This is a genomic window from Desulfovibrio sp. 6_1_46AFAA (assembly GCF_000224635.1).
Classification (GTDB): Bacteria; Desulfobacterota; Desulfovibrionia; order Desulfovibrionales; family Desulfovibrionaceae; genus Desulfovibrio; species Desulfovibrio fairfieldensis.
Window position 1 is genome coordinate 175,340 of sequence record NZ_JH114300.1, and the last position, 15,636, is coordinate 190,975.

Below are 15,636 nucleotides of genomic sequence, written 5' to 3' on the forward strand. Positions count from 1 at the left end.
GTGAGCGCCACGGAAGGAGAGCGTCTGGCGCGCATCGAGTCTGATATTGCCGCTGTGAAACAGATCATGGCCGAACAGTTCGGCGCATTCAACCTCCGGCTTGACGAGGTTGTGGTGTCACAGATGCGCAGCCTCGGGAAGCGCATGGCCCTGGTTGAAGACCATGTCCGTGAACTGCGGGAAGACCGGGCGCGCGAGGAAGGCAAAAAAGCCGGGAGCAGGGCCGTGCTCGCCGCCCTGTTGGGCGTGCTCTCCGCCTGCGCCGGGGCTGTCGGGGCCTTTATCGGCAGGATGTTGTGATGGCAGGCAAAGATAATCTCAAGCCAGTCCGAACCAAGGGGGAAGCGAGGAGCAAGGGCCGCAAGGGCGGTATCGCATCCGGACAGGCCAGACGCGAGAAGGCGACGTTGCGTGCTGCCCTGGAAGTACTTCTTGAGCGCAAGGGAGAAGACGGAAAGACAGGACGCGAGGCATTGGCCGTGGCCCTCTATGACCAGGCTCTCAAGGGCGACGTGCGTGCTTTTGCGGAGCTGCGCGACACAGTGGGCGAGAAGCCCACAAACAAGCTGGAGATGGGCGGCGACCTGAGTATTGCCGCCGTCATTGAGGAGGGACGCAAACGTGTTGCAAGGCTCCGCTGAAGCAGACGCACGGCTTGCCGCAGAGATAGCGGGCTATGCTGCCGATCCCCTGGGTTTCGTGCTTTTCGCGTTCCCCTGGGGCGGCGGTGCGCTTGCCGATTATCCCGACGGCCCGGACGTATGGCAGCGCGAGATATTGCGCGGCATGGGTGAGCAACTCAGTACCGGTGCCTCCGCCGCCTCCGTTATCCGTGAGGCCGTGTCCTCAGGGCACGGGGTGGGCAAGTCCGCGCTGGTGGCGTGGATCATCCTCTGGGCCATGTCCACCTTCTCCGATACGCGCGGGGTTGTCACTGCCAACACCGAGAACCAGCTCAAGGGCAAAACCTGGGCAGAGCTTGCTAAGTGGCACCGGCTCTGTCTCTGCGGCTACTGGTTCGACTGCACGGCCACGGCGCTCATCAGCACACAGGCCGGGCACGAAAAGACTTGGCGCGTGGACATGGTGGCATGGAGTGAGCGCAATACCGAGGCTTTCGCGGGACTGCACAACAAGGGCCGCCGTGTGCTGCTGATCTTTGACGAGGCTTCGGCCATTCCAGACGCGATCTGGGAAGTCTCCGAGGGCGCGCTGACCGACGCGGACACCGAAATCATCTGGTGCTGCTTCGGCAATCCCACACGCAACACGGGGCGGTTCCGGGAATGCTTCGGTCGCTACGCCCACCGCTGGAACACACGCCGGGTGGACAGCCGCACTGCGGCCATGACCGACAAGAACCAGCTTGCCCAATGGGTGGAGGACTACGGCGAGGACAGCGACTTTGTGCGCGTGCGTGTGCGCGGCGAGTTTCCGCGCGCCGGTGACCGGCAGTTCATCTCCTCGGACATTGTGCACGAGGCGCGCGGGCGTTCGCTCAAGCCGGATCAGTATAGTTTCGCGCCCAGGATTCTGGGCGTGGACGTGGCCCGCAGCGGCTCGGACCAGAGCGTCATCACCCGGCGGCAGGGTCTGGCCTGCCTGGAACAACGGAAGTTTCGCGGTCTGGATACCGTGACTCTGGCGGGCATTGTGGCCGAGGAATGCCGGGAGTGGGGCGCGGACAAGATCTTTGTGGACGGCATAGGCGTGGGCGCGGGCGTGGTGGACGCCCTGCGACAGGTCTACGGCCTCGGGCATCTGGTGGTAGACGCCGTGGCCGGGGCAACGGCCCTGCAACCCGAGCGTTTTTTGAACCGGCGGGCCGAAATGTGGACGGCCATGCGCAAATGGCTGGCGGAGGGCGGGGCCGTGCCCGATGACGCGGAGCTGGCCGAGCAGCTTTGCGGGCTGGAATACGCGGTTACGGTTTCGGGCAAGCTCAAACTGGAGAGCAAGGATGACATGAAGGCGCGCGGTCTGACCTCGCCTGACTGTGCCGATGCTCTGGCCCTGACCTTTTACGCGCCCGTGCCCGTGGCTCTGCACGGCGCTGCCCAGCGCAAGGCCCGTACCGAGTATGACCTTTTCGGGGAGGGACGCTGATGAAACTGTTCTACCGGCAATGCGTGGGCAAATCCGTCCGCACCGCCCTTTTCCAGCTCATGCAAGGGGAAGGTTTGCTGGCCTGCGCCATGAGCGCCTGGGAAAAGCCCACGCTCAAGGACTGGCTGACGCTTACCGCCCGGCGCGACGGCGTGGTGCTGCTGCGCTGCGAGGACGAGGCCGGGCAAATCCTGGGCTGCGGCCTGTTCACGCGCCAGCCCTACCGCGTCTGGCAGTTCGATTTCACGGCCTTCCGAGCCGGATTCGCCGTGGCGACGGAACAGGCGCGCGGCGGTTTCCAGTGGGCCTTTGACCATCTGGACTGCACGTCCATCATGGGTGTCTGCCCGCTGCCCAACCGCCACGCCTGGAAACTGGCCGAAGCCTGCGGCTTCCGCGTTCTGGCACGCCTATCCAAGGCCTGCTTTTACGCCCGCAAGGGCAACTATGTGGACGGCGTGCTGGTGCTCTGCACGCCTGAAAGTCTCAAGGAGGTTAGTATGGGATTTGGAACAGGTACGCCGGACTACTCTGCACCCGCTCCTACGCCCAAAGCGGAAGTAACCAAGCCGGTTACGGAAGCGGCCACGGCGGCGCGAGACGCGCAAAAGAAGCGGGCCAGCAAGGCAGCGGGGCTGCAAAGTACTATACTCACCGGCACCCCGTTGGATAATGGCGGCACGTCCGGCGGTAAAACACTGCTGGGGCAGTAGGCGCATATGGCTGCCGACGTTAATGATCTCAACCAGCGCTGGGAGTCGTTGCGTGCCAAGCGTTCCTCATGGGACGTGGCTTGGGACGATCTCTCGCGGCATTTCCTGCCGTTCAAGTTTCGGTCTGACATGGACTCGGACGCGGGGCGCAAACCAGAAATACTCAACAAAAAGATCGTGGACACCACGGGCATTCTGGACATGCGTACCCTGGCCGCCGGGATGCAGGGCGGCATGACCAGTCCCGTGCGGCCTTGGTTCAAAATAACCCTGGAGGATGAGGAGGCGGCCAAGCAGCATGAGGCCGGGGAATGGCTGGATGAAGTGTCGCGGCGCATGCTGACCTTGCTGCACAACTCCAATTTCTACAACTCCATTCACGGTCTGTATGCGGACCTTGGCACCTTCGGCACGGCGCTGATGCTTGAGACGGCAGACTGGACCGGGCTTAATTTCCAGCTGGTCCGCGCCGGTGAATACGTCCTGGATGTGAATGACAAAAATGAGGTGGACACTTTTTTTCGGCGCATGCTGATGAGCGCCCGCCAGATTTTGCTGAAATTCGGAGAACAGAAAGTTCCGGAAGTTGTGAAAAATGCGGCGACGAACAAGAACGCGACGGCATTTGATCAACGCTTTGAAGTGATCCACGGCGTGTTCCCACGCAGAGATCCGGTATACGGCAAGCTGGGCGGCGGCAATATGCCCTTCGCTTCCGTTTACTGGATGCGGTTTTCTGATGGAGGGGGCAAGCCGCATCTCTTGCGCGAGTCAGGGTTTGAAGAATTCCCGGCGTTTGCCCCTCGTTGGGATGTCAACGGCGCTGATGTTTATGGCCGTTCTCCGGCGATGGATGTGCTGCCTGACTGCCGCATGCTCCAGGCCATGAATACTACCGTTGTCAAGATGCTGCACAAAAATGCCGATCCGCCCGTGGCCGCTGCCGCTGAGCTTAAATCTGTCGGCGTGGACCTCACGCCCGGCGGTATCAATTATATCAGCTCAGCCGATGGCCGCATGAACGCCGTGGCCCCTATCCAGCAGATAGCTCCGCAGTCCATCCAATACACCATGCAGGCCATTGAGGGAGTACAAAGCAAGGTTCATGAGGGACTTTTCTCAGACCTTTTCAAAATGCTGATCCAGAATGACCGTCGCCAGATCACGGCCACTGAAATTGAGGCCCGTGAGCAGGAAAAATTGATTCTGGTTGGCCCGGTGGTGGAGCGCCTACACAAGGAACTTCTCTCGCCGGTCATTGAACGCACTTACGAGCTTATGCGGCGTTTTGACTATCTGCCGCCAGTGCCGGACTCCTTGGCTGGAGTGCCCCTCCGCGTCGAGTTTGTAAGCGTGCTGGCACAGGCCCAGCGCATGGTGAGCACGTCAGGCATTGATCAGACCATGTCCTTCGTAGCCAATGCCGCGCAGATCGACCCCTCGGTTCTGGATAACATTGATTTCGACAAGACGGTGCAGCACTACGTGGACGATCTTGGCGCACCGGCAAGCATCCTGCGCTCTGAGGATGCCGTGCAAGCCCTTCGTGAGCAGCGTGCACAGGCACAGGCACAGGCGCAACAGCAGGCAGAGGCAGCGGCAGCCGTCCAGAGCATGCAGGACCTGTCCGGGGCGGCAAAAAATTTAGGGCAGACACCCGTGGGTGCTGACGGGCAGACGGCTATGGAAGCCATTATCGGAGGCTTGGGAGGGCTTTAAATGGACGAGCTATACGACGACGAAAAAGCCAAAGTTAAAGAGCAACGGGAAGCGGCCGCTGCCTATAAGGAACGGCTGTGCGGCGTTGTGCTGAGGCTGACCGAGACCAATGACGGCAAGGAATTTTTGCGATGGCTGATAACAGTCTGTGGCGTTTTGCGGGTGGAATACCCTGCGGACCATGCCAAAGCAGCCTGGGACGCCGGAAAGCGCGAAGTGGGCCTGAAAGTTGTGTCCTTGGCCCATAAGTCTGGCGTGCTGGAACAAATCATTCGGGAGGAGGCAGAACATGAGTGAAGGTCTGGAACAGGCGACCGGCGACGAAACCGCAGAAACCGGCGGTGGGGAAACCCTGCTGACCGCCGAAGCGCCGAAAAATGAAGGCCAGGGCGGACAGACGGCCAAGGAAGACGGGGATGACACGGCTACATCTCCACCGAAAGGCGAGGTTGCCAGCGAGAAGAACGAAAATGCTGGCGGACCGGAACCCTACGAACTGACCGCGCCCGAAGGCTACCCCATGGACGCGGAGGCGCTGAAAGCCTTTACCAAACATTGCCGTGCGGCGGGATTCAGCAAGGAACAGGCCGAGGCTCAGCTTGCTTGGATGCAGGGCAACTATCAGCGCTGGCAGGAGCAGCAGACGACGCAGCGCAAGTCCTGGCGGGAGGAGCTACGGGCTGACAAGGAGTTTGGCGGCGACAAATACGAAATCTCTGTAGCCGAAGCCCAGCAGGGATTAGCGGAGTTTGACAAGGACGACAAGATCAAAACAATGCTGCGGGAAACCGGCTACGGCGATCATCCGGACGTGATCCGCATTTTCGCGCGCGTGGGTCGCGCATTGGCCGAAGACAGAATTCACGGCCAAGGCGGCGGTCAAAGCATGAAACCGTTGGAAGACCGTATGTATCCCGATATGTAAGTAACATCAGGAGGATGTGATAATGGCATATAATAAGGGGCTGGTGATGACGCTGGCCGAACTGGAAGATCATTACAAAGGTACGGCAGCCGGGAATATCATTGAGCTGATGAATCAGACCAATGATATTCTTTCTGACGTATCCTGGATGGAGTCCAACCAGAGCGACGGGCATATGACCCGCATCCGCACCGGGCTGCCCGAGGTCTACTGGCGCAGGCTCTATCAAGGCACGCCGCCCTCCAAGTCGCAATGGAGCCAGGTCAAGGAAGGCTGCGGCATTCTGGAAGCCCTGATGGAACTGGACGTGGAGGAGATCAACCTCTACGGCGACAAAGCCAGGGCTTTTCGCCTGAGCGAAGGCAAGGCTTTTGCCGAAGCCATGCGTCAGAAGGTAGCCAGAACGCTTTTCTATGGTGACAGCAATGCCAAGCCGGACGAGTTCAACGGCCTGGCATTGCGCTATCCTTCCAAAGACAGCCCCGGCGTCATTGACGGCGGCGGCACGGCCAAGGGCAAATGCACTTCAATGTATCTGGCTGCCTGGGGTGCGGAAACGGCGCATGGCATTTATCCCAAGGGCAGTACCGGCGGCATGAGCAATGAAGACCTGGGTAAGTACATGACCCAGGACTCGGACGGCCGCAAATTCCAGGTGGTGGGCGACAAATATAACTGGCGCTGCGGCGTGGCCGTCCGTGACTGGCGGGCTGTGGTGCGGCTGGCAAACATCCCTGTGGACAAGCTGACTCTGCGCAAAGGCGAAACAGGCTTTATTGATCTGCAAAAGCTGACCATCATCGCCAAGAATACTATGCCGGAAAACATGCGCAACAAGGCCATCTGGTATTGCAACTCGGATGTGCTCACCGCGCTGGAATTACAGTCCACGGACGCGGGCAATGTGCATCTGGTCTATGGCGAATACTTCGCCTCCAAGGCTGTGCCCAATTTGCACGGGCGACCCATCCGCCAGTGTGACGCCATCCTGTCCACAGAAGACCCGATTTAGGGCAAACGTAAGGAGAAACCATGATCATTGATTCCAATACTGTTTTGCTGGACAGCGCACCCATTCTCGGGGCCGTGGTCACTGGCGACGCTGTGGGCCTGACCTCTTTTTTCAACCCTGGCCGGGAAGAACCCATTCCGGTGTCGGCCAAGGTGGTGGAGGATTTCAAGGGCGGCACGTCAGTGGCCTTCAAACTGCAACAGGCTGAGACCAAAGACGGGAGTTATGAGGATGTGTCCGGCTCCTCCGTCAGCGTGGCCCTGGCCGATCTTGTCAAGGGACAGCGCATCGGCTGGCGTTTTCTGCCGTTCGGGGCGAGCAAACCGTGGCTCAAGATCGTGGCCACGCCCACGGGCACATTCACCGCAGGCAAAGTCTTTGCGGCCATCGTGCGCGAAGATGCTCTGCCTTATGAGAAGGGCATGTACATCGACGGCGGCGTGGTCAAGGGCTGAGATCACAGGCGAAGGGAAGGACGCGGATAAGGCGTCCTTCCCCGCTTGCAGCAAAAAGGTAAGAGCATGGCGAATCCCGGCAAAATACAAATCTGGAATATGGCCCTGGGCTTTATCGGCACGCGGACGGTAGCCTCTGAAAGCGAGCGTTGCCAAGAGGCCATCCAGTGCGCGCTGTATTGGGACAGTGCCCGGCGTCAGGCTTTGCGGGATTTCCCGTATAATTTCGCTCAGGTTCGAGTGCTTTTGGCGGCCAAGCCGGTGCCCGAAGTCTGGAGACAGGAATGGCGCTATGCCTATGGTATGCCGGATGGATGCCTCAAGTTCCACAGCGTGCGTACGCCAGGCGGCAGGGCGCGGCCATTCCGTATTGTGCATGACGCGGATGGATCGTCCCTGATCACTACGGATGTGGAAAAGGCGCAAGGCGAATACACAATGGACGTGGAAAGCCCGTCCCTTTGGGATGATCTTTTTGTGGGCATGCTTTCCCGCAAGCTGGCGGCTATCGTCGCTGTGTCCCTGCTCAAGAATAATCCCAACAAAGTTTCCGAACTGGAGCAGTTGTACCGCGCGGCCTTGGCCGGAGCATATCAGGCCGGAGCGTCGGAACAAAAAGATAAGCCGCAGCCTGATTCATGGCTTGAGGCCAGATGAGGAGTAAGCAATGACGCTGGATACCGCACTGAGCAAGGCGTTGTACCAGGGCAATGGCTCGGCTACACAATTTCCTTTTGCCTTTAAGGTTTGGGAACCTGACCAGATACGCGTGACTGTAACGGGCCCCGGAAGGGAAAGCAGGGACGTCACGTCACAAAGCCGGATTGAATTGACGGAAGACGGCGGTGTAGTGACGTATCCCCTGGCTGGCGAAGCCTTGAGTGATAGGTATTTCTTGAGCGTGACGCGCAACATGCCCTTTGTGCAGGACATTGATCTGGTCAGCGGATCGAGTTTTGACCCCCAGGTCATAGAGGATGGCCTAGATCAGTCCGCTGCCGAACGCCAGCAACTGCGGGAACAGCTATCCCGCGCTGTGATTCTGCCGCCCACCAGCGAGCAGAGCCCGGAAGAGGTTGTGGAGGATATTTACGCCGCCCGAGACGAAGCACAGACGTCCGCCGAAGCCGCCGCCCAGAGCGCGACAGCAGCTGGAAAAAGTGCCGTAGATGCGGCGGCAAGCGAGAGCCATGCCAAAGAATATCAGGACTGGTCCTGCCAGTGCGCTGACCGGGCAGAGCAGGCGCGCGACGCTGCCTTGGCGCAGGCTGTGGCCACCAATGAGCTTATGGCTGCGGAGATGACCAAGATCAATGCTATCGTGGTCGCCAACAAGGACGATCAGCAGGCGGCAATCGCCGGGGCCAAGGCCTGGGCGGATTCGGATATGCCTCCTGACCCGGATGACCCTGAGAGCAAGAGCGCCAAGACATGGGCAAAGGTCGCTGAAGAAAATACTATCGAAAATTTGCCCGTGACCTCCAAGGCACAGAAAGGCCTGATGCAAGTCGGCCAGCACCTTGAGGTCACCCCTGAGGGCGTCGTGGATGTGCCTGTGGCATCTGAGTCGAAGCAAGGCATAGGCCGCAGCGCGACGACGGCGGAAGTGGAGAGCGGCGTCACCGGCGAGAACGGCCCGGCTTGGGTGACGCCGGAAAATCTGGTCCTGGCTTTTAATTTTATCGAGGATTGGCGTAAGTCTTGGATTGGCGTTCCGCGTTTTTGGCGATCTACTACTTTGCCCCCGAATCATGCCTGGCCGGACGGCTCTTTCATCTCGTTTGCAGACTGGCCGGAGTTCAAGGCTGTATACGACGCGGACGGTTTTGCGGGCATGCTGATGCCCTGGGATGCCGATTCAGCCACCCAGGCGGCCAACCTCGGCAAATTCCGTCCGGACGCCGCTAACCCCACGGGATTATATCTGCCTTTGCATGGCGGCCAGTTTTTCCGAGCTTGGGTGCTTGGGACAGATCGGGAGGCCGGGAGCTGGCAAGAAGACGCGTTACAGGGGCATGTACACGGATACGGTGGTGCGTCAGAACGCCAGAATTATGTAAACGCGCCCATCATGCTGTCAGTGGCGCCGATAGATAACAACGGCATTGTCAGCATGACCAACGCCCAGAAACAGGCATATGTATCTGATGGCGCACACGGTACGCCGCGCATTGCAAGCGACACCCGCCCAGAAAACACCATAGTCCCCGTGATCCTTTACCTGGGCCGCCCCGCTTAATAGGAGAATTCTATGACTACCATGTACACATTCGACCTGCGCACCGGCGCTCTGACCGGCTCCCGGCCCGCCCAGGTTGTGGGCGGCAAAGAGCTGACCATCTGCGCTGGGGCCACGCCCGTGGCTCCGCCCGCAGACATCCCGACCGGGCACGCGGCCCGCTGGACGGGCAGCGCTTGGGAGGTAGTGGAGGATCACCGCCAGCACATGGACGAAAAGGGCACCCAACAGGACGGCACGCCCTACTGGCTGCCCGCCGAAGGCGACAGCTACACCAGCCAGCCCCGCTATATGGAGGTTCTCGGCCCGCTGCCCGAAGGGGCCGTGACGGAGCGTCCGGAAAAACCAGCGCCCACAGAAAAAGAGCTTTTCGCCACTCTGCGCGCCGCGCGTGACGTCCGTCTGGCCGAATATGACACGCTGATGGCGCAACTTGCACGATGGCTCCGCATTGCCACCACGGAGAGCGCCACCACTGCTTTATACGCAAAGATCGCCGAGTTGGACACATGGGCCGAGGCCTTGTGCGCTCTACCGAGTGCAGACGGCGCACCCTGGGACGGCGGCGGGGAAAACACACCTTGGCCGGAACAGCCCAATGTTCTCGGAACGGAGTAGGGATGTCGCGCATAGCCTACAAGAACTTTACCGGGGGCGAGGTTTCCCCCACTCTGACTGCCCGCTATGATTTGGCCCGCTATGGCACATCCGTGCAGTGTATGGAAAATTTCATTCCCGGCCTGCATGGAGATGTAAGCCGTCGTCCGGGCACTCGCTTCATTGCTGATCTACGGGAGTATTCTGTCCTGATCTCCTTTAGTTTCAATGTTGAGGCAGACCAAAATTTTTGCCTGATTCTTTCGGACAAGCTCCTGCGAGTATCAGACGGCACGCGCCTGTTGTCCGCGTCGGTGGAGACGCCATATGCGGCGGCGGATCTGCTGCAAATTTCATGGGCACAGGTGGGCGATGTCGTCTACTTGGCTCACCCCTCTTATCCCCTGCATAAGATTCTGCGAACCGACGCACCGGCGGATACAGAAGAACGTTACGCCTGGAACATTGAGAAAGTCATCCTCAACGAAAGTATTCCAGCCCCTGGCGCGCCATCCGTGACGTTTAACGGGGAGGGCGGTTCCTACACTCTGCGCTACAAGGTTGTGGCCGTGGATGCTGACGGGCGCGAATCGCTCGCATCTCCTGCAGGAGCCGCCTCCAACGGCAAGCATCCCAGCGATTGGGTGCAGGGCAATTCCGCGACGATATCATGGAAAGGCGTGGAAGGCGCTACGGAATACAATATTTACCGGGAAGAGGCCGGATACTTTGGCTTCATCGGTGTGCATCAGGCCGGGAACGCTACGGCTCCCCCAAGCGAAGAACAGCAGCAGGCGCTCCAGAATCTGCTCAATGCGGCCGAGACCAAGGAAGGCCAGCGGGACCAGGCCAAGGTGGAGTATGACCGCCTGAAAACCAGCTACGACGCACAGTGCTATATCACCAATGATGGTTCCACCAGCGAATCCACCTCGCAGGCCTGCCGCAACCTGAAGGCTCAGCGTGAGGCCGCGCTGGCGAGTTACAATGCGCTTGCCTCTGAAGCCTCGAATCTGCGTGGACAGTACAATACGCTCTATAACAGCCTGTACCCCACGTTTTCCTTCATCGATAACAACTACGAGGCCGACACGGCGGACACCCCCAAGGAAGACTGGGACCCCTTTGCCGACGGAAACTATCCAGCCACGGTGAGCTTCCACCAACAGCGCATGGTGCTGGGCGGCGGCAAGAAATCGCCGCAGACCTTTTACATGAGCCGCACCGGCGACTTCGAGAACTTCCGCAAGTCCCGTCCAGTGCAGGACGACGATCCCGTGGAATACATGGTGGCATCCGGCAGCATTGATGCCATCCAGTGGCTTGCCAGTTTTGGGGAACTGCTGATCGGCACATCCGGCGCGGAGTACAAGGCCAGCGGCGAAAGCGGCGTGATCACGCCCAAGAACGCCAGCATCACGGCCCAGAGCTATTGGGGCTCTTCCGGTGGCCTCGCCCCCCTGATCATCGGCAACTCGGTCATGCATGTGCAGCGCCATGGCGCGCGCGTGCGCGACCTCTTCTATTCGCTGGAAAAGGACGGTTACGCTGGCAATGACCTGTCGATTATGGCCCCGCATCTCTTCGACGGGTACAGCCTGAAACAGTGGGCCTATCAGCAGACGCCTGGTTCTAATATCTGGTGTGTACGTGAAGACGGCGTGTTGCTCTGCCTGACCTATCTCAAGGAGCACGAAATTTACGGCTGGTCCCGTCAGCTTACGGCTGGTGAAGTCGTCTCGGTAATGAGCATGTCCGGTACCAATGAGGACGTGATCATGCTCGTGGTACGGCGGACCATTGGGGGACAGGAGCACTACTTCCTTGAGCGCATGGCGGAGACTTTCGGACCCAATACGCCTATTGAAGACGCCTATTACGTGGACTGCGGCATCACCGCGAGCCGCGCTGAACCCTCTGAAATTGTGGATGGCCTGGACCATCTTGAGGGCTGCGAGCTGGCCGTGCTGGCGGACGGCAGCCCGGTGGAGGGGCTCTTCGTGCATGAGGGCCGCATTGAGATTCCCTATCCGGCCAAGGTGGTACATGCGGGATTGCCTTTTGCCTCGGCCCTCTCCCCGTTGCCTGTGGAAACCGACGCTCAGACCGGCAGCACGTTGGGCAAGCGCCGGGCCTACGGCAAGTGCGTAGCGCGGTTCTTTCGCAGCGTGGGCGGCCGTTATGGCGCGGAGCGGGACACACTCTACGATTTTCCATTTCTGCCGGAACGATACGGCGAACCCTGCGAGCCGTTCAGCGGGGATATGGAGTTCACGCCCGGTGGCGGCCAGGAGGCGGAAACATCCGTCTGGCTGGTGCAGGACCGGCCCATGCCCATGCATATCGTCGCTCTGATGTGCGATGTGGATTTCGGGGAGGTATAGATGCTCCACGCCCGTGAAAAGCTGTCTCCGTCCCTTTGGGAGGAAATAACGCCCCTTTTGCAACGCCACTGGAATGAGATTGCCCTACGCGACGTTTTCGGACCCGTGGATATCGACAAGGACGCCTACGGGCGCGCGGATGCCTCCAACATGCTCCGCGTGTACACGGCGCGGCGCGAGGACGGTTCTCTGGCAGGCTACGCGGTCTATTTCGTCATGCCCAATTTCCACTATCACAGCAAGTTGGTGGCGGAAGCGGATGTCTTCTTCCTTGTTCCAGAAGAGCGGCGCGGGCTGACCGGCTTGCGCCTGCTCCGTTTCGCGGACCGGGAACTGCGCGGCGAAGGCGTGAATGTGATTGTTCAGAAGGTCAAGGTGGCCCACGACTGTGGGGTGCTGTTCAAAAGCATGGGATATACGCATGCGGAAAACGTCTGGATGAAGGTGGTTTAGCATGGCATTCAGCGCGGTTATGGCCGGAGTCGGCTTGCTGGGCACAGCCGTCAGCACGGTAGGGTCCTATCAGCAGGCCCAGCAACAGAAGGCGGCCGCCGAGTATCAATCCGAGGTGGCCAAGCAGAATCAGGAGCTTGCCCAGGACCAGGCCAAAGCCCAGCGCAAAGAAGGTTATGAAGGCATGATCCGTAAGCGCCAGGAGGTTGCCGGGCTTATCGGCAGCCAGCGGGCCATTGCCGGGGCGAGCGGCGCGCAGGTGGATCAGGGGTCCTTCCTCGACCTCAACCTGGACACGGTGGAGAAAGGCGAGATGGATGCCCTTGCCATTTATCAGCAGGGCCTGGACAAGGCTCACAACTCGGAGATTCAGGCCTGGAACTCCGGGCAGCAGGCGCAAGCCTATGCCTGGCAGGCTGACCGCAGCAATCCCATGCTGGCCGCGGGCACAACGGCCATTGGCGGTCTGACGCAAGTAGGCAGCAATTTCGGGTCAAGGTTGTGGGGTGGCGGCAGCACGAACTACTCGAAGGATGCATTGAGGGCGACCAACTACATCCCGGGCCGCAACAAAAGCATCTGGTCAGCCTAGAAGGGGGGATAACATGGGCACAACGTCTTTTCGCGCACCGGCAAAGCGCAGCCAGGCCAGCATGCCGGAGTACCAGCGGCAGGACTTCGCCACGCCCGGCGCGGACGCATCGGCCCGGCTCTCGGATTCAGCCGCGGGCATTTATGAGCGCGGCGCGGATCAGACCGGGCGTCAGCTCATGGCGCTGGGCGGGGCCATGCAGCAGGCCGCCAAGGTGGGGGATCAACTCTATGTGGATTATAGCAAAACCAAGGGCACAGAGGCCTATAATGCTTTTCAAGACGCCATGCGCGACAAGCTCTATGGCAAGGACGGTATTTTCAACAAAAAGGGAGAGGCCGCCCTCAACTCTCCTGCTCAGACTGAGACAGCCATTCAGAAAGCAAAAGAGGAAGTTTCTCAAAACTTGAAGGTGTCCGGACTAGGCCGCCAGTTCTTTGACCGTTACGTGGACATGTACCAGCGGGAAACTTTACCCCAAGCCCAAAAGCACGCCACGACAGAATGGAACAACTGGCAAGTTTCCACGTATACGGCGCGTGCTGAGCAGGCCTTGCAGGACAGTCTGGCCCACAAAGATGATCCCGGTACATATATCTCCAGCGGAACCGCCGCCACAGAAACCCTGTTGAAACTTCGCGGGGCCAGCGATGAAGCTATCGCCCTGGGAAAACAGAGGTTCCAGTCCGCAGCCTGGACACAGATTGCACAGAGTTTCCTGACGGATGGGAACTTGCGCGCTGCATCAAACATAGCGAAAAGCAGCATCATTCTTGGCGAGGATAAAATACGCCTGCAAACCGCCATCAGGGCCGAAGCAAAGCGGATGGAGGCGGAGGCAGAAGCCAACCGCAACAAAGCGTTACGCGAGATCATGATAAACCACGAAGATGCACTGTATGCGGCGCGTTTCATGGGAAATGATACTGCTCTGCGCAACATGGCGGCACAGGTACAAAAGCTGGGAGATAATCGAGTAGCCCAAAAGCTCACGGAGCAAGCCGACTTTTGGCAAGCAAACCGCGCTGCCGCAGATTACGGAGCGGACGCTCCCCTGGGTGACGTGTCCAAACGTATCGGCGAGTTGGATACAACATTGCGTCGTGAGTCCGGCAGCCTGCCACAGAAGCCTCAAGGCCTGCTGGAGGCCGGAAACATCGATCTGCAAAACAGACCGATTGTCAAGAACACCGACGGCAGCATCAGCACCGTGCGCAGCATGTCCGTCAACTTTGACGGCCGCGAAGTCCTGATCCCGACCGTCAGCGATGACGGGAAGCTCCTTTCCGACGATGAAGCTATTGAATTGTACCGGAAAAATGGCAAGCATCTCGGCATCTTTGATACTCCAGAAAATGCAACCAACTATGCGCAGGCACTGCACAAGGATCAGGAGCGCCTTTATGTCACTCCACGTATGGGCATTGAAGAGTACAAAAAGCTCAGCGGAGAACTTAAGGCCCTGAACACCGTGTATGAGGAACGCGTACAGGCCTATGTCAAAGACCCTGCCAAGGCGGCTCTCTCGGAAATACAACGCTCCGGAGCCGTGCCGAGCAATGCCACTCCGGAGGATTTGGCCCGCCTTTCTCTGGAACGGCAGACGGCCAACAACGTGCCCGAAGGATTGCGACGGGTTTTGCCCAAGGAACAGGCCGCGCAACTGAAGGAGAAGTGGGCACAGGCCCAGACCAGCCAAAAGCCGGGGCTCTTGCAGGAGTGGGAAAACACTTACGGCACGGCCTATCTGCCTCGTATTCTCGCGGAAACAGGCGTGAGCGGCATTCAGCAGGATGCTTCCCGCGCCTTGCTTCATAATCCTTTGGCCGCGCAGGATGCGCAGACTATTTTTACCGTGGCCGAATTGAAGGAAAAAGATATTCCTTCCGTCACCATTCCGCAGGAGGCCAAGGACATCGTAAGTCAAAACAGCAAGGCTTTCGCTGTCTATCAAGGGCTCCTTAATGCAACTGGTTCTCCGGAGGTGCTTCAAATTCTTAATTCCTATACTGAAAATGCTACACGCCAGCTCAAGCTGGGCAGAAGCCCGGAAGATGTTGTTAAAACACTGGATATGGGGCGCAACGCCTTGATGGACAGCAACAAATATATTCTGCTTCCCACCGGAGAAAGTTCTGTAATGACCAGCAAGGCTCTTGACGACGCGTTGCAGACAAAACTTCCTGGTTTTGTTGAGATAGGTATGCAGGGGCCTGGAATAAATAAAGCTATTCGTCGTGAGACAATATTGCGTCTACAGCAAAATGGAAAATGGAGTAATGCTGGTGATGAAAATGGCTATGTTCTTATAGATGATGCAACGAAACACCCCTTGCAGGATCGTAACGGCCATTGGTTTCGCGTCACCAAGGAAGATGTAGCCGCCTTCACGGAAGCCTACGCTTTGCCGTCAGAAGAAGACTATCTGCCATAGAACCGCC

The 15,636-nt window shown here is 59.0% G+C and carries 16 protein-coding genes; all 16 read left to right on the plus strand.

Annotation, left to right across the window (positions count from 1 at the left end; translation table 11 throughout):
- The 16 genes from HMPREF1022_RS00665 to HMPREF1022_RS18410 all read left to right on the plus strand — a co-directional run bounded on the left by HMPREF1022_RS00665 (position 1) and on the right by HMPREF1022_RS18410 (position 15,629).
- The gene (locus tag HMPREF1022_RS00665; protein ID WP_009301435.1) at positions 1–300 is read left to right on the plus strand and encodes a hypothetical protein; all 300 of its coding nucleotides are present in this window, start codon (positions 1–3) and stop codon (positions 298–300) included.
- Complete coding sequence (locus tag HMPREF1022_RS00670; protein ID WP_009301436.1) at positions 300–641, plus strand: hypothetical protein; 342 nt, start codon at positions 300–302, stop codon at positions 639–641. Before HMPREF1022_RS00665 ends, HMPREF1022_RS00670 begins: the two co-directional genes overlap by 1 nt.
- On the plus strand, positions 622–2,106 hold the full coding sequence (locus HMPREF1022_RS00675) for a hypothetical protein (RefSeq protein WP_009301437.1): 1,485 nt from the start codon (positions 622–624) through the stop codon (positions 2,104–2,106). Before HMPREF1022_RS00670 ends, HMPREF1022_RS00675 begins: the two co-directional genes overlap by 20 nt.
- A complete protein-coding gene (locus tag HMPREF1022_RS00680) occupies positions 2,106–2,819 on the plus strand; it encodes a GNAT family N-acetyltransferase (RefSeq protein WP_009301438.1) in 714 nt (237 codons plus the stop codon). The genes HMPREF1022_RS00675 and HMPREF1022_RS00680 overlap by 1 nt, the downstream gene beginning before the upstream one ends.
- 6 nt (positions 2,820–2,825) lie before the next feature.
- Positions 2,826–4,538, plus strand: coding sequence for a portal protein (locus tag HMPREF1022_RS00685; RefSeq protein WP_009301439.1), 1,713 nt, complete (start codon positions 2,826–2,828; stop codon positions 4,536–4,538).
- Positions 4,539–4,835 carry a Bbp19 family protein gene (locus tag HMPREF1022_RS00690; RefSeq protein WP_009301440.1) on the plus strand — a complete coding sequence of 99 codons (297 nt, stop codon included), beginning with the start codon at positions 4,539–4,541 and terminating at the stop codon, positions 4,833–4,835.
- Complete coding sequence (locus HMPREF1022_RS16420; RefSeq protein ID WP_009301441.1) at positions 4,828–5,463, plus strand: hypothetical protein; 636 nt, start codon at positions 4,828–4,830, stop codon at positions 5,461–5,463. The genes HMPREF1022_RS00690 and HMPREF1022_RS16420 overlap by 8 nt, the downstream gene beginning before the upstream one ends.
- Before the next feature lie 22 nt (positions 5,464–5,485).
- Positions 5,486–6,475 (plus strand): major capsid protein, encoded by a 990-nt coding sequence (locus HMPREF1022_RS00700; RefSeq protein ID WP_009301442.1) that lies wholly within the window; start codon positions 5,486–5,488, stop codon positions 6,473–6,475.
- Between the two features lie 20 nt (positions 6,476–6,495).
- Entirely contained in the window at positions 6,496–6,930 is a 435-nt protein-coding gene (locus tag HMPREF1022_RS00705; protein WP_009301443.1) for a Bbp16 family capsid cement protein, read from the plus strand.
- A gap of 66 nt (positions 6,931–6,996) precedes the next feature.
- Entirely contained in the window at positions 6,997–7,587 is a 591-nt protein-coding gene (locus tag HMPREF1022_RS00710; protein WP_009301444.1) for a hypothetical protein, read from the plus strand.
- 10 nt (positions 7,588–7,597) lie between these two features.
- Complete coding sequence (locus tag HMPREF1022_RS00715) at positions 7,598–9,169, plus strand: hypothetical protein (RefSeq protein ID WP_009301445.1); 1,572 nt, start codon at positions 7,598–7,600, stop codon at positions 9,167–9,169.
- Positions 9,170–9,181: 12 nt separating this feature from the next.
- A complete protein-coding gene (locus HMPREF1022_RS18770) occupies positions 9,182–9,787 on the plus strand; it encodes a hypothetical protein (RefSeq protein ID WP_009301446.1) in 606 nt (201 codons plus the stop codon).
- Positions 9,788–9,789: 2 nt separating this feature from the next.
- Positions 9,790–12,150, plus strand: a complete 2,361-nt coding sequence (locus tag HMPREF1022_RS16425; protein WP_009301447.1) for a hypothetical protein — start codon at positions 9,790–9,792, stop codon at positions 12,148–12,150.
- Positions 12,151–12,603, plus strand: a complete 453-nt coding sequence (locus HMPREF1022_RS00730) for a GCN5 family acetyltransferase (protein WP_009301448.1) — start codon at positions 12,151–12,153, stop codon at positions 12,601–12,603.
- Between the two features lies 1 nt (position 12,604).
- Positions 12,605–13,195 carry a hypothetical protein gene (locus HMPREF1022_RS00735; protein WP_009301449.1) on the plus strand — a complete coding sequence of 197 codons (591 nt, stop codon included), beginning with the start codon at positions 12,605–12,607 and terminating at the stop codon, positions 13,193–13,195.
- Between the two features lie 13 nt (positions 13,196–13,208).
- Positions 13,209–15,629, plus strand: a complete 2,421-nt coding sequence (locus HMPREF1022_RS18410) for a hypothetical protein (protein ID WP_009301450.1) — start codon at positions 13,209–13,211, stop codon at positions 15,627–15,629.
- Positions 15,630–15,636: the final 7 nt, after the last annotated feature.